Below are 19,746 nucleotides of genomic sequence, written 5' to 3'. Positions count from 1 at the left end.
CGAAGTAGTCTGGTTGCGGCCAAAAGCGGTCATTCGTGCATGCGTCAGCAATTGGCGAGAAGGTGACCTCGACTAATTGAGTTCTCTGCCCCATCCAATCGCGAAAAGCAGACACTCACCAACATTTTCAAACCCATACACGTGTACTCAAAATCATACTAATACTCCCGGCTTTTTGGAGACATGGCACCGCCAAGTTGCCCAAGCAAAATCTCATCACTGATGTAGCGTACCAGAGATGTGATCTATCGAGCCAACCGTATCCATGGTTACGGCAAACTTCGAAAGGGCTCGTTGGTCATTGGCAGCAACGAAAATTATTGATAATTATTTCTGCGAAATGGCCCGTTGTTTGTAGGGGTAGGACTATCTGATCGGGCATGAAGTGGTGGCGCTGGCAGAAAGCAAGTCCGCGGAATCCTATTGGATTCGCGCGAAAATATACGATGCCAGTGGCGAAAAATTGAGAGCGCAGATGTTATTAAATCATACGACGTTGAAGGGGTCGTATCAGGGGTATGAGAAACAGCTTTCCTGCCCTAATTCACGCCCACTGCTGGATGTTTCGCCGATCAATACATCCAGCAGTATTTTTCTCGTTCAAAACCTGGCTTTCAGGATGAGATCAACGACCCCCTTTATTCTTCGTTGTGTATGTCATCCTAAATGCATTCCAAGTGCTATCCACGGTTGTCAGCGTTGTTTCCTCTGCTGTCGCTACCGTTGGAAGAGTAAAACTGTAAACAACCTGATCCAGCGTTAAAGTGAGCACACCGTTTTGGTTTTTCCAGCGATTGACAGGTAGGTATGCATAAGGGCCTGGATCATCTGTATTAAAACCGAAGTTTCCGTCAGTCTTGAGGTGGATATAGAAGCCTTTGGCCCACATGGCTTTTACTTCGGGTGCTATGGGAGAATTCGGATCCACTGGGACAACTTTGATATGGGCGAATTCGGGGAGGGCGAATGGTTTAGTGGCAATATCTGCTTTGGATTTGGAAGCCACCACGGACATTTTGGGAATATCCGACACTGCATTTTTGTAATGGTCCAGGTTTTCACAATAATAGGAAGAAAGGGTGAAGAGTTTTGAAAAATCGGCTGAGCTTTTAATCTTGTCCAATGGCTTGCCAACGGTTTTAACGGAATCCTCAGAACTCTTTATTGTTTTGCAAGTACAATATTCCAACATTCCGATGTGCTTCATGCTCGTTGCCTGTGAACTTTGCAGGCAGCTGTCATACCATTTTATAATGTTCAGTTTGTCTATTGCATCTCGATCAAATGCTGTTTTTGGTCGTGGGATCACTACACCCTTTTCATCAATAGCCACGGCCTCAGTAAATGTACAACGACGATTTCCTGTAGATCCCATTTTAACACCCTGCAACCGGACAGCTGTTTTCTGGTTAGACAGGTCGAACCAATAAGCATAGTGTTCCAGTCGCTCAGTGGTCATTGCAGTAGATCCATCTGCGGGCATATACTGAAAATCATCGCAAGCCATTGTTTTGCCTTTCGCATCCACAGGTTTCTGAATATAAGGCTTCAAAATCAACACATTTTTAGAGTTACTTGTTGGGGAATATTGTGAAATGAAACCTTCAGTCATCATTGGTTTCAGAGGACGATCTTTTGTGCTTTTAGATTCTTCACGTGAATTGGTTTTCGATGACGGGACTGCGGAGGTAGCAGGGGCAACGTTTCTTATACTGTCCGGAAGTGCGTACGTATCGATAGATGGATCCAGTTCTGTAAATTGAAAACTATCGGCATAGCATCGACCTTTAATATGCACAATATTTTTGGCCACCACGGGTCGCCACTCAGCAATGATTTTTGCCGATGGCGTGCCATCGATAGGGAATACTTTGAGACCGCATAATTTTTCATATTTTGAGAGTTCTACTCTCATACTAGACTGAGTGGATTCATATCGGTCTGATTGCTGCACGTAGTAACCGTATTCACTGAAGGTTATGGCACGGCCTTTTACGTCCCCAAGTGCTTGTCCGGCAGCGAGATCGGCTTGACTGGGTGGTAACACGATAAGACTGTGAAAATCGCAAAGATTACCTCCTTCTCTAACTCTTACGGCTGTGAGCTTAACCCGCATACCCGCTTTTATATGAGCGCCGGTCTCAATGGTGTCACCGTATACCCATCGCCGTTCGGCAGCCGATGACTGGCATGCTTTAGTGAATTTATCGGTAGAAACTGAGCTTGGATCGAATGCCACGCCGCCTGCAGTTACCAAGCGAACGGTACCCTCAATATCACCGATAAACTGAGGGGATTTGCGGATTTGCGTTTCATAGTCGGTATTCTCTACAACCCGCTCCACTTCATCGGCCAGGCAGGTATAATCAACATTGGAGTAGCGAATGTTGGTAAATTGGTAAGAACCTTCCCGAAAATAAATTGCGTCGTTAATCTCCTGGTCAGACACATCTCGGGTTAACACAATAAGCTTACAAGGTGCCTTTCCTTCACTTTTGGCTTCTTGGCTGAGCCAAATGCCGCCTTCATGATCTGAAGTAGGATGGAGTATGGTGTACTCCAGAGAACGATGCTTCTTATTATCGGGCGAAACGTAGATTGCACGCCGTACCAGAACATCACGACCACCCACGGACTTACGTTGATCAGAAGATTTATCTTTTTCGGTAACAAATCCTAATCGTGTTCTTGTGAATTCGATGTTGTCGTACAGGCAAACATTGCGTCGCAAACCATTGGGTCCATAACTGTCACTAGGTACTTCAATGGGCCTGACATTTGAAAACGCTGCCCACACCGTGCCATATTGCATACGCGCACTGGCGAAATCTCTGGCTATGCGGGCATATTCAGTATCGCTTACTGAAGACGATGGCCAAATTTCACGACAATAGAAGGTGCCCAGATTCCGCCAGGAGTCTGAATCCGAAAATGAAGAGATCGTGAACTTAATACTGGGAACCGTTTCTCTCCCTTTGCCAGTGGGCCATTCGCTGCGCACGATATCGTTAAGTCCCAGATCAATCATGGGTATAACAATTTTTGGAACATCGGAGAATGAGAGCTGGGGATAAAAACAAGACAAAACCACAAATAACATCAATGTCGAAAAACGATTCACAGTAAAACTCCTGATTAGTAATAATACTCCGATACCAAAAAATCGGGGGCTCAAGCTGTTGACCACTAGAGTGGTGGTCCCAATCAAGGATTCAATTCACAACTCGTTCCTATAAGAACGCCGTTGTTGCCTCCTGCCTGCCACGTGCCCCAAAAACCTGCCTGGCCATGTAAACCAACACCCAGGTTATCGGCATGCTGGCCTGTGCTATCAAAAATAATGTTTGCAGTTAATCCATCTTCACTTGTTGCTAAAACGGTATCGCCGTTCAAGGTGCCAGCAATACTGTATCGGTTGCCTCTGGATGTCACAACGACACCTTGCACTCGATTATCGGCAAACACGTCCAGTGCGATGGCACCTGTATTATCAGCTGTTGCAGCTGCTAGAATGAGCGTTCCTATGGCGCCCCCGAGACGATATTTAGCATCCAGATTCCCCGCGACACGGCTGCCTGAGAAGACACCTTCACCGCCCTCAATGCCGTTCTGCCAAGCACCCTCTGTTATTCTGTTGAAGTCGACAATATTTCCTGAGAATTCCGCACCATTGCTTGCACGACCGGCAACAAAGCGATTACCAGAATTGAACTGCAGTCCTTCTTGCGGTGCGACTCCGATTAAACGATCTTCGGTGGTACTGTAAATATAGGCACTGGTAACACCGATACGTGGAGAATCATCACCAAACAACGCCTCATCAATGCGCTGATCCTGTATCCACAATACAAACTTACCTGCGTCGTCTCCAGAAAAGTCACCAGAGAATATACCGGAACTTTGACAGGCCAGGGTTTGCTTTAAGTGAGCAGTGGCTTGCTCAGTGCTGGGGAGCGAATAAACGCGAGAGTCCACACTACTGGCATCGGCAATGATTTGGGTAACCGCAGGTTGATTCACAAAGTCATTATCGGAAAAATTCACTGGTTGCCACACAAGGGTCAACATAGCGCTCATCAGATCCATTGAAGGAGAAATCCCATTGCCTAAATCTCCATCATTGTCAAACATCTGGATAAAGCGCGCAATGTTTTGTACGGCAACCGTTTCCAGATCGGCATTTGGTACCAGATCAAGTGGTGTAATGACGGCTCTGCCCAAAGCAGTACCCAGCTCAACTCCGTTGAAGGAAAAGGTCACCGGTTGGGAAACATTATTGATCTCCTTGTATTGGAAAGTGCCCTGGGAATCGGTGATACCTGTGATGTCCCCGGACTCATACCCTAGTCCCTCAACGGCACTGTCCAGGAAACGACCAGTTGCAATGGTCGGTATGGATGTATTAGCACCAGGGGCTGGGGTAGTATCTGAACCAGAACCACCGCAAGCAGAGAGAATAATGGGAAGCGTCAGAGCGTTGAAAAGGGCTCGAACGGTGTGGTGTACATTCATGGGTAGTCCTCCAGAGAATCGTTTGATTGATTAGCAACCATGCGCATTAAAACGCCGGGCTGTTAGGTTCCCATGATTTAAGAAGCGGCGTGGCGGGACAAACCTCTATTAACATTTATTCGACCTTATTGAATAACGCCGAATAAATACCAATAAAAGCTAATAAAAACAGATTGTTATATGGAATATATGGTTAAATCCAATAGTGCGACGTTCTATGCCGTACGCCCGGATCTGGTGTTACGTGCGGCCCGACTCTTTAACGTGCGTGCCAGCATTTTGAGCGGTGGTGCTCGAAGCTTGTACAACAAGGCGGTTGCGTTGGATGCTGGCAAAGCACCCGGTCGCTGGGGCAAGCATCAGCGAGCAGTGATCAAGCAATTCTGTGAATACACGGTGACGATTGGTTCCGAGGCGCTCTTGCCCTGGCAAGAGTTGGTTGAAGATGAGATGAGCTACGATGGTAAAGAGGGAATCTCGGCCCGAACAGGTAATCGCCCTTTGGCAACGGTGCAGCGTGTGGCTGTCAATGTCGAGGCGTTGAAGCAGGCCCGAGCCACCCAGTCACTTGAGCTTACCGAAATCGCCAAAATGTGTGGACTTCCCATCGGGCTGTTACAGGCCATTGAAAATGGTGAATGGGGCGATATTGCGAGTTCGACAGCCGAAAGCATTGCAACGGCACTAGGTGTATCGCCCGAATCGTTGTTTATCTATGTTGAGAACCCTGCTCCGAGCCCGGCTGTGAACTCGCAACAAGCAGCAACTCCTGAGCGAAAGTCCCACTATCTTGCTATTGCCATCGGCGGTCTTGCAATGCTGGTGCTGACCCTCTTTGTCTGGTTGAAAACTACACAACCCATGGAAGACTTTACATCAAGTCAATGGCGGATGTCCGTAGAACTGAAGAATCAAAATATCCCAATCCCCGAAGATACGATCAAGCTCTGGCACAACGGTGGCTATCTTCAGCTGCGTGAACATGGCGTAGTGGCATTCAACTGGATTGACCCTGGAGCATTGGTAGAGCTGCCCTATCCGGAGGTGTCGTGGGTGATAGAGGGCAACCAGCTGACGTTAACGTTAGACAATATTGTTTATCCGTTTGCGATCGGAGAAGATCGTGAGAAGTTGGTAACGATGGATACGACCAGATCATTTGAAATGACCTTGCAGGCCATACTCAAGTAGACCTTATTCCAGGGATGGGGCTATTTCCAGCCCAGTGTTGCTCTCAGATAATCGTCCATGGTGCACTCCGCCTGTTGGCTTGCCTATGGGAGTTAATTCAGGCGCAGGTGCCAGTGCAGGCACGAGTCTGTCTTTGGTGCTGGTGAACGTAGGCGCAGGTTTAGGCGTCGGGCGGGGTTGGATAGGGACCCAAAAACGACAAAGTCCTTTGGCAGCCATACGCGAACCAGAAAGGTCGATCAACGGCGATGGTCCGCTTTCGAGAGAGCGTCTGGAGAGTACACAGGAGGTTCAATGTCGCCTTCCAGCTTCAACCAGTCATCATCCAAATCTAGGATCGAATACCTAGCCACTATCCTGGGCCTGCGTAATCGTTACTAATTCAACACCGATCCCACCACACGACTCGGCACGTCGCCAAAAAGCCGCTTGTACTCGCGACTGAATTGGGAAAGGCTTTGATAGCCAACCTGCCAGGCTGCTTCGCTGACGCTGAGTTGGCTGTCGCTTAACAGGTGTTGCGCCCGATGCAGGCGGATGGCTTTAATGTATTGCAGTGGCGAGGCATTGGTGACGGCCTTGAAGTGCTGGTGCAGACTGCTTTGACTCATGCTGGCAATATCGGCCAGGGCGTTGATATCCAGTGGCTCGGAAAAGTGGGTCTGGATATGGCGCAGTACGTCGGCGATACGGGCATGGTGACGATCACGGGTGACAAAGGCCGCCAACTGTTCGCCCTTTGGACTTTGCAGACCGTAGAACAGAATCTCGCGGATGATCATCGGTGTCAGCACCCGGCGCTTGTGACTGTCTGTCAGGCTGGCAACCAGCCGTTCCACTGCGGCCACCATCTCAGCTGCCACCGGGCACACACAGACGCCCCGGCTGGTTCCCCGGTTGGTTTCCTTTGCCGGCTCCAGATCCGGCAACTCCCGCAGCAGCGACAGCACGGTGCCGCTATCAACGGCAAGCTTTATGGCCAAGTAGGGTTCATCCGCAGTGGCGACCGTCACCATGCCTTCCATGGGCAACGGCACGGTCAACGCCAGAAAGCGCCCGGGATCGTACTGGAACACCTCATTACCCAGGAAGCTTTGCTTCTGCCCCTGTATAACGATATAGAAAACCGGCTGGTAGATGATTGCTTTGCGTTCAGTGGGAGCGTCGGCGCGGATCAACATCAGGCCCTCGTAGCGGGCATCGTTTTCTCCCTGGTTGGGGGTCAGCTCTCTCAGGGTGTGAATGCATTCAGTGGAAAACATCGTGCTATTGCCATAGTGATCATCGTTGCTCCAGTCTAAGCCTTGCGCCGGGGAAGGGAAGGGGTTTAGACCCGTTTCTGGAGGATCAGGCAAAAACTCTACAGCATCCGGATAGCCGACAGTGGCCCCCACTCGCCATACTGTGCCTGTACCTCAACCAAGGGAGATAATCGAATGAAAATGCGAACGCTGGGTAAACAGGGTCTGGAGGTTTCAGCCATCGGGCTCGGCTGCATGGGCATGTCGGATTTCTACGGCGCCAGCGATGATGCCGTCAATATACAGGTGTTGGCCGGAGCGCTGGAGCGCGGGGTAACCCTGTGGGACACCGCCGATATGTATGGGCCTTTTACCAATGAGTCCCTGTTGGGCCGATTCTTTAAAGAGAACCCCGGCAGCAGGGAGCGTGTCCAACTGGCCACCAAGTTTGGTAATCGCCGCAACGACAAGGGTGATTTTTTAGGCGTATGCGGTACACCGGAATATGTAAAGTCTGCCTGCGATGCCAGCCTTCAGCGTCTGGGTGTGGAATGCATCGACCTCTACTACCAGCACCGGGTTGATCCACAGGTGCCGATCGAAGAGACCGTCGGCGCGATGGCGGAACTGGTAACCGCAGGAAAAGTCCGTTACCTCGGATTGTCCGAGGCAAGCGCACGCACTCTGCGACGGGCTCACGCCGTCCATCCCATCAGCGCGTTACAGAGCGAATATTCCCTGTGGTCCCGCGAAGTGGAAGCCGAAGTGCTGCCCACCTGTTGGGAACTGGGCATCGGCTTTGTGGCATACAGTCCACTGGGGCGAGGCTTTTTAACCGGTGCCATTCGCCAACGCAGCGATCTCGACCAGAGCGACTGGCGTCTCGCCAACCCGCGTTTTTCTGAAGAAAACTTCCATCACAACCTCAAACTGGTTGAGACCGTTCAAGCCATGGCAAATGAGCTTGGTTGCAGCAGTGCCCAGTTGGCTCTGGCCTGGATGCTGGCACAAAGCCCTCATATTGTGCCGATTCCGGGCACGCGGAATCTGGATCGCCTGGGGGAGAATGCCGCCGCTGCCGAGATTGAACTTGGGAGCGAACTGCTGGCAAAACTGGACGAGGTGATTGCTTCAGCGTCGATTTATGGAGAACGTTATCCTGAGGGAGGCATGGCTTTGCTGATGGGGGACACGCCGGAAAGGGTAAGTAACGGTTGATGATGCTAACAGAGGGTCTGCTGGCTTTAGTGCAGCGCTTTCCACGCAGTATACTCAGACGGCCTCAGGCCATAACGTGCCAGTACACCCTCATGCAGGCGTCGAAGCTCCTCCACAATCAGAGCTTGGACATTATCCTGAAGTTGCGCTGGAACCTGCCGTTTAACCGCTTGCTCTATATAAGTAATCGGATCTACCTCGGGGTGAAGAATGACGCCCTGGATCGTGTCCTTAATTAATTGGCGCCAAGCCAATCGAAGTGGATCTGGTTCTGCCAGATCCCGTTTGATGGCAAGGTATTCCCGGGTTGAACGTTCATAAGCCCAAACATAAAGATCCCGCAATAACTCCACTCGGCCCATCTCATACACGCCCAGCATCGCGCAACTGTAGGCGGTTTCCGGCACATCAAGAAAGGTCATCGGACACAAGTTGGCGCGGATCAACGGTATGTTGGCCGCCAACCGCGATGTTCGCTTGTTGACGTCGGCAAAGGGTTGCAGATAGGGCAGGTGTACCATGATAAAAAAGGATTGCTCGAAGGGATCTTTGATTCGACTGACCTTATCCAACACTGCATCCATGGCTTCATCAATCTGTTGTGGAGTAGACAGGGGGCGATAAACACTTTGCCCAATGTCGACCGCGTGCTGGCGTATGCGGCCTTCATCTGCCGGATTGGGCAGCAGGTTTTCTGCCAGAGTGCTGTGCAGATTCATAAGGGTGAAGCGGTCGAAACCAATTTGCTCAATGTTCTCCACCAGCAGCTCAATGGCCGCCTTGTGGTTCAGGATCATCTGGGTTTCCAGGCTCGCCTTGCCCGTGGCCACTGTACCGTGCTCGATCAGTTCGCGGGTATCGAGTCGAGAGTAGGTGTTCCCTTCCAAATGGCTTGAGGCCCAGGAGAGATCAATCAAAAGTCGGTTCAGTATGGCGCGGCTGTAGGTGCCGGCAGGAGCGTTCAATTCGGTTGTATTGCCCATTTTATGCAGATTACGACGCAACGAATCGGACAGGTACCAGGATTGGTTCGGTTGGTAGGCATCCAGGAAATCCAATTGATACCCCACGGGCTGGCGTGCTGCAATGGGTTTTTCCACGTAGCTGAGGATGTCGCGGCTGTCGGCTGAGAGTGGGATGAAACTGGGGAAACGATGGGAATCCGGCTCCTTGGCAATGAAATAACGGCGCGCCCGACCTTCACCTTGGGCTAGGATCTGGTTGTTTTCCAGCAGTTGGGCAATATGGCGCTGGGCCGTACGCCGGGGGATATCCGGATGTTTCTTCAATAACTCAGAAAGTGACAAGCCCTGGGCTGAGGATTCAATGCTGTGTAGCAATTTGCTGGTAGATGACATGGTTATATGGCGCAGTTTCATCAGTCTTTGGCGCCATTATGGCGCGGTTTTGCTAACTGCGCCACTTTTATGTGGATACGGTGGCGCGATTCGTGACCCGGCGCGGCGCTGAGGTGCTCTGGGAGGCATGGGATCAGGCGGCAGCGAAGGCGGGTAAGATGAATTCGGAAGGGCGGTATTGGGTGTTGTTTCCGGTGGGGGGAGTGGATGACGGGGAGATACTGAGATCATCACTCGTTAAAGCCCGCGTTTTGCGGGCTCTACTTCCTGAGCTTTATTCGGAGTCTGAGTCGTAATAGGACAGAGTTTTTATCAAAACTTCGGCATGCTGGTATATGTCGTCCACAGCATCTATTGGAATCCTTGTCTCCTTCTTGGCTTCGTCAAAAACCCCCAAATACTTTTGCTTTGCATTGAAGTGCAATCTGCAAAGGGGTTTGCGATTGTTGTCATCCAATAGAATCCCGAAATAGCTCTGGGTGTCTCGATTTACGATGCGTTTCACTGGTACGTTTTTTCTCAGGATAGCCCGGACTATATTGAAACCTTCAATTTCTTCCTCGGTAGTAACCACTTTATTGTCTGAGTCTTCAAGCTGAGCGCTTTCCATTTCAGGTACATTTTCTACTGTTTGGTTAGCGTTGGAGCCCCCGTCTGAACCAATAGCAGATTTAAGCCTGTCATTAATGCTGTCATTTAGAAATTGCTTGAGAGCCTTGCCAGTTATCTCTAAAAACTGGGCTTTAACCTTTGGTGTCAGCACACCGTTGTAAACCCTAGATGCGAAGAATTTAATAAACTCTTCTTCTGGCTCGCGAAATTGTTGGCCTATCAGTTTCTTTATCTGATTTAAATATTTAAGTTCTCCTGCAGCATCTACAATTGATTCGACATCGAATGAAGACTTGGTGAGTTTCTTTATTTCTGGGACTACGTGTTCGTCTAATTCTTCAAGATCTACCGTAAGCGCTCAACCACCAACCCACTATTCGTAGCCAGCGAAGTTATGTAGGTTCATTGCTCCAGAAAATGAAGGAGCAATTGTTATGCCTGACCCAAAACCCCTGACTGCCAAACAGCAATATTGGATGAGCCACCTCGAGGCTGCAGATGCCAGCCAAATGAGTTTAACAGAGTACGCCAAAGCCAATGAACTAAAAGCCAGAGATTTGTACAACGCACGCTGGAAATTCAAGCGATCAGCTCAACTTCCAGAACGCGCTGATTCACCCTCTTTTGTTCGTGTTCAGAACGCACCCACTCATTCACATCAGGCTGTGCATTTGGTCATAAGGTTTGAAAATGGTATTCAATGTCATCTATCAGCCAGTGCCGATGCAATGTCGCGAGTGCTGAGTCAGTTAAAAACGCTATGATGAGGCCCACACAAGAGGTGACTGTCTATCTGCACCGACAGCCCGTTGATTTTCGCAAAGCCATTAATGGCCTGTCATTGATCGTGCAGGAAAACATGAAATTAAACCTCTATTCCGAAGCGCTGTTTGTCTTCATCAATAAAAACCGCACCAAGCTTAAATTTCTCTATTGGGAGCGCAACGGCTTCTGTTTATGGCAAAAGCGGCTTGAGAAAAATAAATTTGCCTGGCCGCGACACCTGGAAGACGATACTGTGCAGCTAAGGACACAAGAGCTTAATTGGTTGCTCGATGGCTTTGATATTTGGCGGATGCCACCACACCAAACTTTATTTTACGATTGTGTGGGATAACGTATAATCACGGCCATGGAAGACATGTCTGACGATCAATACCCCGATGATGTGGTATCGCTAAAAGCGTTGTTGAAGAAAGCGAATCAGAAAATTGCTTTCCAACAACAATTGATTGATGCCTTTGAAGAACAAAGGCGACTAGCGCTCGCTCGCCAATTTGCACCGAGCAGTGAAAAAGAAGCGCTTCAGTATCGAATGTTTGATGAGGCTGAATCCGAAGCTGAAGCGTCGCCTGATGTAGAATCCGACAGCACCGAAGTAAAAGCACATCAACGACGGGGTGGTAGACGAAGCTTGCCTTCCCACTTACCCCGTATTGAAATACGACATGATCTGCCCGATGCCGAAAAACAGTGCTCCTGTGGTTGCCAGAAAGAACGTATAGGCGAAGAAGTCAGTGAGCAGATCGATATCATTCCGGCTAAAGTACAGGTGCTCAAACACATACGGTTTAAATACGCCTGCAAACAGTGTGATGGTGCACCAGAAACCGCTCCGATGCCACCGCAGCCTATCCCCAAAAGCCAGGCCAGCCCAGGATTTTTAGCCTACATCGTTACCAGCAAATACGCTGATGCATTACCACTGTATCGCCAATGTCATATTCTAAAACGCAGTGGAATCGATTATGCCCGCAACACCCTGTGTCATCAGGTGGTTAAAGCCGGTGAACTATTACAACCGGTCATTAATTTAATGCACGAACAGCTACTGGAATATCCGGTACTGCAAATGGATGAAACCACGGTACAAGTGCTCAAAGAACCGGGCCGTACAGCGCAAAATAAAAGTTATATGTGGGTTATGCGCGGTGGCCCACCGGATCAACGATCCATACTGTTCAATTATGACCCTGGCCGAGGGCAACAGGTCGCTACGCGCTTGCTCGCGGATTACCGAGGCTATCTGCAAACCGATGCGTGGCATGCTTATGATGCTGTACACAGCGATACGGTGGCAGCTGTAGGCTGCTGGGCACACGCTCGTCGTAAATTCAAAGATGCTGAAAGAGCTCTGGGTAAAGGTAAAGCCAGCCCTAAGCTGACGCAAGCCATCGCCTTCATCCAAAAGCTCTATGCTGTGGAAAAACCGATTAAAAACGCAGATACTGAAACGCGACTAAAAGCCCGACAAGAAAACAGCCTGCCGATACTTACTAAATTCAAAGCTTGGCTGGACAAGCAAAATGTTAATCCCAGCAGCAAGCTCGGTGAAGCAATTCACTACACGTTAAAAATCTGGTCTAGGCTAACGGTGTACTGTAGCGATGGCCGATTGGAAATCGACAATAACGAAGTCGAAAACAAAATACGCCCATTTGCGGTTGGCCGCAAAAACTGGCTCTTCTCAACCAGCCAGTCCGGGGCAAAATCGAGTGCAAACCTGTATAGCATCATCGAAACAGCCAAGGCCAATGGGTTGAATGAATATCAGTATTTACGCTGGTTGTTTACCAAATTGCCCTCAGCAAACTCGGTAGAAGACTTCGAGTCTCTGCTACCTTGGAATATTGACCGAGATAAACTGGTCAACTGGGTCTATGCTTGAGCGCTTACAGTCTTTCGATAAAATCCATTCGGAAACCTCTTTTCTAATGTTGTTATCTAATGGTTATTTGTGCAGAAATCTATGTGTCTAAGCTAAGATTTCAGCTTATTCAAACGATGTCTCAAAATGAAACGTAGAAGACAAATACCTTGCCTCTCCCTTTTTTTGCGTGATTCTATCATGGGAAGTTAGAGCGTGGCTTACCGAGTTGCTCGCGCTTCTTCCACTGCCTAAATAGCACCTTGAATCGTGACTTCGCACTCAATCCATAGGCATAATGAGCAGTATCTTATAGAAAAAAGCTGGAAGCCAATGCGAATATTTTTCTTTTGCTACTCTTAAAAAATCCCTCCGGACGCCCATGTATATGCATCTCCTTATCTTCACGCCGTCACCGCTCCCCAAAACTAGCCATATAACTCTTAGCCTGAAGGTCCACATGGCGATTCACAGCACCTTCCAGCTGAAACAAACGCGCACTTTTCCTAAAATCATAAACCCGATACAGACAATATTGAGCCTCTTTTTCTTGTGAATAAGCAAGCTCGTTATCCGAAATATAGAATGGATGATATTTCCCACCGCTGGTGGTCTTCACTTCGATATACAGTTCTTCTTCTCGTTCCACATTGAAGGATTGTATATCAAAGCCTGCACCATCACCCTCGTCTTTGCTCACCCAGCGTATCTCCTTTGCCAGATCCGGGCGCCCCGCCTGTTGCAGGCGGAAGTGCTCAAAATCCAGAACAAAGCGTTCACCTTGTTCCCCCAATGAGCGGTTGTTTCGCTCCCGTTCTGCGTAGTTGGGTTGGCGGGCAAGGTATTCTCTGGGCGCTTCTTTGATGCGAGGGATACGTTCCGGTAACTCCCGATCCAGTACGTTATTCCAATCCACTGAATGGTGCCTGTACTCAACGGCTATGGAGGCAGCATCGGCAAAGGCATCCAATGTGTTCAAGTCTGCCGCAATATGAGCCAGCACAACATCTTTCAGCATGTGCTGATAGTTTAAGGCCGGTTTATAGCCTGAAATATAGGGTTGCCCCAATTCAATGAGAATCGCGCTAATATTCTGGTGCTTAAATTCAATGGAGCCTTCTGAGCGGTTGCGCAGTTTTGTTTGTAAAGCGCGACGGTGTGCGGCTTTGTAGTAGTGGTTGCCAATTAGCTCTTGCTCCAGCATGGCGAAGTAATCCTGCACAATGGCTTCGCATTCCAGCCAATCCCAAGCATCCTTTCCTACCTGCAACAGTTCTCGCCGTGCTTCTGGTGCAAGATTCTGCATCAGCGCTGATTTCAAATACTCTCGGGTTATTTGATGGCTAATATACTCAAACAACGCATCATCCAGGTATGCATAGGCAATATGCTGTTCGATAACACCGGGGCCGGATGCCGTGCTCAGTTGGTCAAAGGCATTCTGTTTGCCCGGCTTTAATTTAAAGTGCCAAAAGCCGCTGCTGCGTAAATGAAAAAAGGGAAGGTGTGGATTGTTACGATCTTTGGGGTTAGCCAATTGTTCAAAATGTTTGGTGAATGTGTCTTTGAGTATTTGATCAAAGTAGATTTGGTTGTGGGGGATGTGTTTTTGCTCCACCAAGTCCATCACCGCCAATAGCAGTGCCACTTTATGTGGGCTTTTTTCGGTGCCATCGCCACCCCGTGTGTTCATACGCAGGCGTGAGAGCTTCAGCTCATATTCCTGCAAACTCACTTGCACCCGCTCCAGTAATCGGCCTTTTCCGGCACAATCCAGCGTACGCCCCCTCTGGGGTCTACCCCGGCTTCGTTAAACCTTGGAATCAGATGGATATGCACATGGGGAATGGTCTGCCCCGCAGCGGGGCCATCGTTGATACCGATATTGTAGGCGGCGGGCCCGTACTCCCGGTCCAGATCAGCCTTGGCGGCATCCAGCAGATCCAGCAGGTCGTTGCGTTCTGCCTTCGTTAGCTCGAAAAACGAAAGAACATGCCGCCTGGGGATGATGAGTGAATGGCCCTCAGTCACCGGGAACCCGTCACGGATCACAAAGCCATGATCGTTATTTTGTAGAACACGATGGTGATTGTTGATGGCAGCAATCTGACAGAATGGACAATTTTCTTGTTCATAAGTCATCTAATGTACTCATGAATGGATAGATGTAGTTGGTTCAGTATAAAAGTTGGCTAATGTTGCTTCAAGATCGAGCATTCTGAGTAGCAACGAGCCACAGAGGCGACTGAAATTGCGGCAGGAAGCCGTCATTGATCAACAGGGAATCAAATTCTTCACCGGGAAACCCCAATTGATCACCGGGAGATCAGATCCAAGCACCGGGGAGGCCTGATTGATCACCGGGAAGCCAAATTCCACGCCGGGAAGCCCCAATTGATCACTGGGGCACCTAGTTCCCTCACCGGGAAGCCGCTTCCACCCATCCCTCACTCTTACTCCACAGCTCCTCCGCCAACCCCTCATCCAGCGCCAGCGCCGAAGGCTCCGCCACCTTACACTCGCCGTAATACAATCCGCTCTGCCCAGCCGCCGCATTCGACATGGCGCAATACAGTGAGGTTTTGGCACCTTCTGCGGTGCTCAGCATAAACGGCTTGATCAACTTATCCAGGGGCCAGGGCAGCGCGCGCCACACGTCCGATGCCACCACGCCGGGGTGCAGTGCATACACGTTCACGCCGGTGCCTTCCAGCCGTTTGGCCAGGGCCTTCACAAACAGCACATTGGCCAGCTTGGCCTGGCCGTATTCGGGCACGCCGTTCCAGCTTTTGGTGGGGGATTTCACGGCATCAAAGTTAAAGCGCTTGGGGCCTTTGTGCATCTTGCTGGACACCACCACAATGCGCGCCGGTGCGGACTGCTTCAGAGTATCCAGCAGCAGGTTGGTCAGCAGAAAATGCCCCATATGGCACACGCCAAAGGTCATTTCAAAGCCGGAGTCGGTAAGGCCCTTGTTGCCCGCCAGGCCTGCGTTGTTCACCAGCACATGCAGGGGCAGGCCTTTCTGCAGGAACAGCTCAGCACACCGGCGCACGGAATCGAACGAGCCCAGGTCCAGCGGCAGGAACTCAGCTTTGCCCTGATCCTGATCGTGAATCTGGCGGTTGATTTCATCCACCACCGGCTGGGTTTTGGCTTGTGATCGGCAGGCCAAAAACACCTGCGTCCCCTGGCGCGCCAGTTCCAGTGCGGTCTCCCGGCCGATACCGGTATTGGCCCCGGTGACGATGGCCACTTTGCCTTGCATTGAACCCATGTTGATGTCCCCTGTTCAGTGAAAGCCCGTTATGACACAAATAGTGTGTTGATGTATAGGCCACGATATTATCATTTCCCTTTGTTATCCTCCTGAACCACTTATCACCGTACATGAAACAGGCAGTGTCACATGGCTCGAAATCCCGTTTTCCAGTTTCCTGATCGGGCGCAGATCAGCCCGGGCTTCACTGGCCCCAGAGTGGCGGCCATCCACGGTTTCATGGGGCGGGTGCTCATGCAAAGGCATTTGCTTCGCTGGTTGCGGGAGTCCGGCCACCGGGATACCACAATGTATGGCTACTTTCACGCCCACACCGCCATAGCGGATGATTTGTGTGAGGCGGCGGCCAACGGCCGCAAGGTGGTGATTGTGGGTTACAGTCAGGGCGGATTCCAGGCGATGAAGGTGGCCCGCGAACTCCGGCGGCGCAACACCCAGGTGGCGTTGCTCGTTACCATTGCCGCGGGCGGCCTGGGCCGTGCCTTTCCCGGGCGCTGGGGCTTTGACCTGCGGCGGGTGCCGGGCAACGTTGATCGTTGCCTCAACTTTTTCTCGGAGGGTGATCTGCTGGGGGAGGATAAGATCCGTCAGTGGAATCTCGCCCGGCCCGTGCAAGCCGGTCAACAGATCGAGAATCATTGTTTCCCAAAGAGTGAGCAACTATCCCACGTGCGCCTGGTGACCTGCTATCCGGAATCAAGGGTTCATCCCTCGGTGAGAGGGGTATTGCTGGACCGGTTGCGGGCGGAGTTGGAACCAATGTATACCCCCTGAATTTATAACTTGATATAGTGTGCAAACTTCGTACGATTTTGCAGAGGGATAACAATAATGGCAACACTGGAAACTGAAGACCAAACCAGCTTTATAGACGATCTGAAAGACACGTTACGCCGCTCCAAAACCATCGACGGCTACGATTACAACGCGAAAAAGCGCTATTACGAGCCGGCCCCGGAACAAAACCATGGTGAGGCGTTTTCCCAGGTGGTGGAAAGCCGGCGCTCGGTGCGCAAATTCACGGATAAGCCGATTCCCAAAGCAGTGTTGGATGCTTGCATCGATCTGGCGTTGATTGCCCCCAGTTCCTGCAACCTGCAGCCATGGGAATTCCATGTGGTGCAATCGCCGGATAAGAAAGCCAAGCTGGTGGAAGCCTGCATGAGTCAGAATGCCGCCACCACGGCGCAGGAACTGATTGTGGTGGTGGCCCGCACCAACAACTGGAAGAAGATCGCCAAGCTCAATATCGAGCAGTGGCCGCAGCCGAAGATCCCCCGCCACTGGAAAGAGTTCTACAGCAAGGGTGTGGCATTTACCTATTGGCAGGGGCCGTTTTATGCGGTGGGCCACGTGAAGAAAGCCTTCACCAATCTGGCGGGGCTGTTCCGCCCCATGCCCCGTGGGCCCTTCACTAAGTCCGATATGCGGGTGTGGGCCATCAAAAGCACCGCCTTGGCGGCAGAGAACCTGATGCTGGCGTTTCGCGCCTATGGGTTCGATTCCTGCCCCATGGAAGGCATGGATGAGCAACGGGTGAAAAAGCTGTTGCGGCTGCCCGGGGATGCCGAAGTGGTGATGGTCGTGGGTGCCGGTGAGCGCGACACAGACGGCGTGTACTTTCCGCGGGTGAAGTTCGAGCGGGAGAATTTTGTTAAATACGTTTGATGAGGCAGTGGAACCAATTACCAAAACACCCAGGCATACAACGTAATCACTCCAATGCAGGTCAGGTTGATCCACAGGCCTGCTTTCATCATGTCGCTTTGCAGGATGTGCCCGGAGCCAAACACGATGGCGTTGGGGGGCGTGGCCACCGGCAGCATAAAGGCGCAGGAGGCGGCAATGGCAATGATGGCGGCGAGCATCACCGGGGGCACGCCCAGGCTGTCGGCGATGGCGGCAAATACCGGAATCAGCAGGGCGGCGCTGGCGGTGTTGCTGGCAAATTCGGTGAGGATCACCACAAACGTCACGATGCTGAGCAAGGCCAGCAGAATGCCGGCCTGGTCCAGAAACCCGCCGATGCTGTGGGCCAGAAACACGCTGGTGCCGGTGGCTTTCAAGACGGCGCTCAGGCACAGGCCGCCACCAAACAGCAGCAGCACGCCCCAATCCGCGGTGCGTTCGATGTCGCGCCATTTCACCACGCCGAACAGGGCCAGCAGAATGATGGCGTTGAGGGCGATGATGCTGTCCAGTTTGGCGATGCCGCCCAACAGTTTGTTCAAGGGGCCGCTGAAGATCCAGCACAGGGCGGTAAACAGGAAAATACCCAGGGTGGCGATGCGGGGCCAGGTCCATTGCAGGGGGTGGGGCTTGGCGGTAAAGCGGTGCTTCAGATCCGGTTTCACCACTGTATACAGTACCAGCATGGCCAAGGGCAGAAGCAGTAATGCAATGGGCATGGCCAGTTGCATCCAGCCAATAAAATTCAGTTTCACCTGGGCCGCAGCGATGGCGTTGGGCGGGCTGCCCACCAAGGTACCGATACCACCGATGCTGGCACAGTAAGCCACCCCCAGCAGTACGAACACATAAGTGCGGCGATGCTGTGCTTCGTCCAACTGGCTCAGCATGCCCAGCACCAGGGGCAGCATCATGGCGGTGGTGGCGGTGTTGCTGATCCACATGGACAGTCCGGCAGACACCGCAAACATCATCATGGCCGCCAGCGCAAGCCGGCCCCGGGCCAGCACCAGCACCTTGTTGGCAATGGCCACGTCCAAGCCTTGTACGTGCAGGGCCGCCGCCAGGGCAAAGCCGCCCAGGAATAAAAAGATAATGGGGTTGGAAAAATGGCTGAGGGCGGTGGTGGTGTCGAACACACCCAGGATCACCGCCAGAATCGGCACCAGCAGCGCGGTGACGCTCACATGGATGGCTTCAGTGAGCCACAGCAGGCCGATGCACACCAGCATGCTGAAACCGGTCACCACCTGCGGTTCCATGGGCAGGGTGTGCTGCAGAATAAAGAACAGGAGGATGTCGGCGCCGATGACGAGGTGTTTCCAGTTCAGGCTGTCAGGCATGGGGCTCCCTGAAAGGTTGGGGGGTCCGGTCGTATCGATACAACCATACCGGATTCCTGCGCCAAGACACAGGGTGCGCCGCCAGATTTTCAGGCTTTTGGATTGCCCTCCAGAAACACCAGCTCAAAGCGGCCCACCAGCAGGCGGTCGCCGTCTTCCACCACGGCGGTTTCCACCGGTTCACCATTCACGATACAGCCTTCGCAATCGGGATTGGTGCTGATCATCCAGACGTCGTCCAGCCGTTCCACGCTCAAATGCCGGTCCAGCAGGCTGGGGTCGCGGATGTAGAAGTCCACACCGCTGGAGGAGCCCAGGGTCCAGTTGCGTTGATCCCGGTGGGGTTTCAGTACCATTTCCAGGCCGCGCAGAGGCGGGGAGAGAATGATAAAACGGGCGAAATCGCAGGGGCCGGTGGCTTCCCGCTGAAAATGCCGCGCCAGGGGGAAGGCGGTAACGGTGTTGAGCAAGCGGTTGTGAGCGGCTGTTCCCATTGCCAAAAACCTCAGCGGGTGATGAATCCTGACTGCTGGGTGTATGATGGGTTCTATAAAACTATAAAAACAGGGCAAAAGATCACACTATCGCTGGCAATAGTGGTGGGATGACGGTGCTCTGGTTATGATCTGCACTGATTACCTAGAGGGAATACTGA

The 19,746-nt window shown here is 51.4% G+C and carries 17 protein-coding genes; 7 read left to right on the top strand and 10 right to left on the bottom strand.

Annotated elements, in window-relative coordinates:
- Window positions 1-625 precede the first annotated feature (625 nt).
- Complete coding sequence (locus tag D9N13_RS00820) at window positions 626-3,121, bottom strand: hypothetical protein (protein WP_290584736.1); 2,496 nt, start codon at window positions 3,119-3,121, stop codon at window positions 626-628.
- 83 nt (window positions 3,122-3,204) lie between these two features.
- The gene (locus tag D9N13_RS00815; protein ID WP_290584734.1) at window positions 3,205-4,512 is read right to left on the bottom strand and encodes a hypothetical protein; all 1,308 of its coding nucleotides are present in this window, start codon (window positions 4,510-4,512) and stop codon (window positions 3,205-3,207) included.
- Window positions 4,513-4,692: 180 nt separating this feature from the next.
- On the opposite strand from D9N13_RS00815, the gene D9N13_RS00810 reads away from it, so the two are divergent.
- Window positions 4,693-5,703 (top strand): helix-turn-helix domain-containing protein, encoded by a 1,011-nt coding sequence (locus D9N13_RS00810; RefSeq protein WP_290584732.1) that lies wholly within the window; start codon window positions 4,693-4,695, stop codon window positions 5,701-5,703.
- Between the two features lie 377 nt (window positions 5,704-6,080).
- Here the strand turns inward: D9N13_RS00810 and D9N13_RS00805 are convergent, their stop codons facing one another.
- On the bottom strand, window positions 6,081-6,965 hold the full coding sequence (locus D9N13_RS00805; RefSeq protein ID WP_290584730.1) for an AraC family transcriptional regulator: 885 nt from the start codon (window positions 6,963-6,965) through the stop codon (window positions 6,081-6,083).
- 174 nt (window positions 6,966-7,139) lie between these two features.
- On the opposite strand from D9N13_RS00805, the gene D9N13_RS00800 reads away from it, so the two are divergent.
- Window positions 7,140-8,162: an aldo/keto reductase gene (locus tag D9N13_RS00800; protein ID WP_290584729.1), complete on the top strand. Its 1,023-nt coding sequence runs from the start codon at window positions 7,140-7,142 to the stop codon at window positions 8,160-8,162.
- 26 nt (window positions 8,163-8,188) lie between these two features.
- Here the strand turns inward: D9N13_RS00800 and D9N13_RS00795 are convergent, their stop codons facing one another.
- Together D9N13_RS00795 and D9N13_RS00790 are read right to left on the bottom strand one after the other, a co-directional pair.
- Window positions 8,189-9,541: a Fic family protein gene (locus D9N13_RS00795; RefSeq protein WP_290584727.1), complete on the bottom strand. Its 1,353-nt coding sequence runs from the start codon at window positions 9,539-9,541 to the stop codon at window positions 8,189-8,191.
- A 253-nt stretch (window positions 9,542-9,794) separates the two neighbouring features.
- Complete coding sequence (locus tag D9N13_RS00790; RefSeq protein WP_290584725.1) at window positions 9,795-10,283, bottom strand: hypothetical protein; 489 nt, start codon at window positions 10,281-10,283, stop codon at window positions 9,795-9,797.
- Between the two features lie 283 nt (window positions 10,284-10,566).
- Between D9N13_RS00790 and tnpA the strand changes: the two genes are divergently transcribed.
- The 3 genes from tnpA to tnpC are packed head-to-tail and all read left to right on the top strand — an operon-like array spanning window position 10,567 to window position 12,800.
- Window positions 10,567-10,896, top strand: a complete 330-nt coding sequence (tnpA, locus tag D9N13_RS00785; protein WP_290584723.1) for an IS66 family insertion sequence element accessory protein TnpA — start codon at window positions 10,567-10,569, stop codon at window positions 10,894-10,896.
- Window positions 10,897-10,913: 17 nt separating this feature from the next.
- A complete protein-coding gene (tnpB, locus tag D9N13_RS00780) occupies window positions 10,914-11,249 on the top strand; it encodes an IS66 family insertion sequence element accessory protein TnpB (RefSeq protein WP_290584720.1) in 336 nt (111 codons plus the stop codon).
- Window positions 11,250-11,273: 24 nt separating this feature from the next.
- Window positions 11,274-12,800, top strand: a complete 1,527-nt coding sequence (gene tnpC, locus D9N13_RS00775) for an IS66 family transposase (RefSeq protein ID WP_290584718.1) — start codon at window positions 11,274-11,276, stop codon at window positions 12,798-12,800.
- 391 nt (window positions 12,801-13,191) lie between these two features.
- Here tnpC and D9N13_RS00770 read toward each other — a convergent pair whose 3' ends face one another.
- The 3 genes from D9N13_RS00770 to D9N13_RS00760 all read right to left on the bottom strand — a co-directional run bounded on the left by D9N13_RS00770 (window position 13,192) and on the right by D9N13_RS00760 (window position 16,056).
- The gene (locus D9N13_RS00770; RefSeq protein ID WP_290584716.1) at window positions 13,192-14,514 is read right to left on the bottom strand and encodes a DUF3883 domain-containing protein; all 1,323 of its coding nucleotides are present in this window, start codon (window positions 14,512-14,514) and stop codon (window positions 13,192-13,194) included.
- Window positions 14,511-14,921 (bottom strand): HIT family protein, encoded by a 411-nt coding sequence (locus tag D9N13_RS00765; RefSeq protein WP_290584714.1) that lies wholly within the window; start codon window positions 14,919-14,921, stop codon window positions 14,511-14,513. The genes D9N13_RS00770 and D9N13_RS00765 overlap by 4 nt, the downstream gene beginning before the upstream one ends.
- Before the next feature lie 277 nt (window positions 14,922-15,198).
- On the bottom strand, window positions 15,199-16,056 hold the full coding sequence (locus D9N13_RS00760; RefSeq protein ID WP_290584712.1) for an SDR family oxidoreductase: 858 nt from the start codon (window positions 16,054-16,056) through the stop codon (window positions 15,199-15,201).
- A gap of 132 nt (window positions 16,057-16,188) precedes the next feature.
- Between D9N13_RS00760 and D9N13_RS00755 the strand changes: the two genes are divergently transcribed.
- Together D9N13_RS00755 and D9N13_RS00750 are read left to right on the top strand one after the other, a co-directional pair.
- Complete coding sequence (locus tag D9N13_RS00755) at window positions 16,189-16,833, top strand: alpha/beta fold hydrolase (protein ID WP_290584710.1); 645 nt, start codon at window positions 16,189-16,191, stop codon at window positions 16,831-16,833.
- A gap of 57 nt (window positions 16,834-16,890) precedes the next feature.
- On the top strand, window positions 16,891-17,727 hold the full coding sequence (locus D9N13_RS00750) for a nitroreductase family protein (protein ID WP_290584708.1): 837 nt from the start codon (window positions 16,891-16,893) through the stop codon (window positions 17,725-17,727).
- A 17-nt stretch (window positions 17,728-17,744) separates the two neighbouring features.
- On the opposite strand, the gene D9N13_RS00745 is transcribed toward D9N13_RS00750, so the two are convergent.
- Entirely contained in the window at window positions 17,745-19,091 is a 1,347-nt protein-coding gene (locus D9N13_RS00745; protein WP_290584706.1) for an SLC13 family permease, read from the bottom strand.
- A gap of 89 nt (window positions 19,092-19,180) precedes the next feature.
- Window positions 19,181-19,585 (bottom strand): FHA domain-containing protein, encoded by a 405-nt coding sequence (locus D9N13_RS00740; protein WP_290584704.1) that lies wholly within the window; start codon window positions 19,583-19,585, stop codon window positions 19,181-19,183.
- Between the last annotated feature and the right edge of the window lie 161 nt (window positions 19,586-19,746).

The organism is Ketobacter sp. GenoA1, assembly GCF_003671475.1.
Lineage (GTDB): Bacteria > Pseudomonadota > Gammaproteobacteria > Pseudomonadales > Ketobacteraceae > Ketobacter.
Note: the sequence above shows the minus strand (reverse complement) of the source record. Positions and strands in the feature narration are given on the sequence as shown.

Excerpts from the sequence above, each read along its gene's own strand:
- D9N13_RS00795 (WP_290584727.1), bottom strand. The coding sequence starts at position 9,541 with ATGAAACTGCGCCATATAACCATGTCATCTACCAGCAAATTGCTACAC.
- D9N13_RS00815 (WP_290584734.1), bottom strand. The coding sequence starts at position 4,512 with ATGAATGTACACCACACCGTTCGAGCCCTTTTCAACGCTCTGACGCTT.
- D9N13_RS00760 (WP_290584712.1), bottom strand. The coding sequence starts at position 16,056 with ATGGGTTCAATGCAAGGCAAAGTGGCCATCGTCACCGGGGCCAATACC.
- tnpA (WP_290584723.1), top strand. The coding sequence starts at position 10,567 with ATGCCTGACCCAAAACCCCTGACTGCCAAACAGCAATATTGGATGAGC.
- D9N13_RS00755 (WP_290584710.1), top strand. The coding sequence starts at position 16,189 with ATGGCTCGAAATCCCGTTTTCCAGTTTCCTGATCGGGCGCAGATCAGC.
- D9N13_RS00740 (WP_290584704.1), bottom strand. The coding sequence starts at position 19,585 with ATGGGAACAGCCGCTCACAACCGCTTGCTCAACACCGTTACCGCCTTC.
- D9N13_RS00800 (WP_290584729.1), top strand. The coding sequence starts at position 7,140 with ATGAAAATGCGAACGCTGGGTAAACAGGGTCTGGAGGTTTCAGCCATC.
- D9N13_RS00810 (WP_290584732.1), top strand. The coding sequence starts at position 4,693 with ATGGAATATATGGTTAAATCCAATAGTGCGACGTTCTATGCCGTACGC.
- D9N13_RS00765 (WP_290584714.1), bottom strand. The coding sequence starts at position 14,921 with ATGACTTATGAACAAGAAAATTGTCCATTCTGTCAGATTGCTGCCATC.
- tnpC (WP_290584718.1), top strand. The coding sequence starts at position 11,274 with ATGTCTGACGATCAATACCCCGATGATGTGGTATCGCTAAAAGCGTTG.
- D9N13_RS00750 (WP_290584708.1), top strand. The coding sequence starts at position 16,891 with ATGGCAACACTGGAAACTGAAGACCAAACCAGCTTTATAGACGATCTG.
- D9N13_RS00805 (WP_290584730.1), bottom strand. The coding sequence starts at position 6,965 with ATGTTTTCCACTGAATGCATTCACACCCTGAGAGAGCTGACCCCCAAC.
- D9N13_RS00745 (WP_290584706.1), bottom strand. The coding sequence starts at position 19,091 with ATGCCTGACAGCCTGAACTGGAAACACCTCGTCATCGGCGCCGACATC.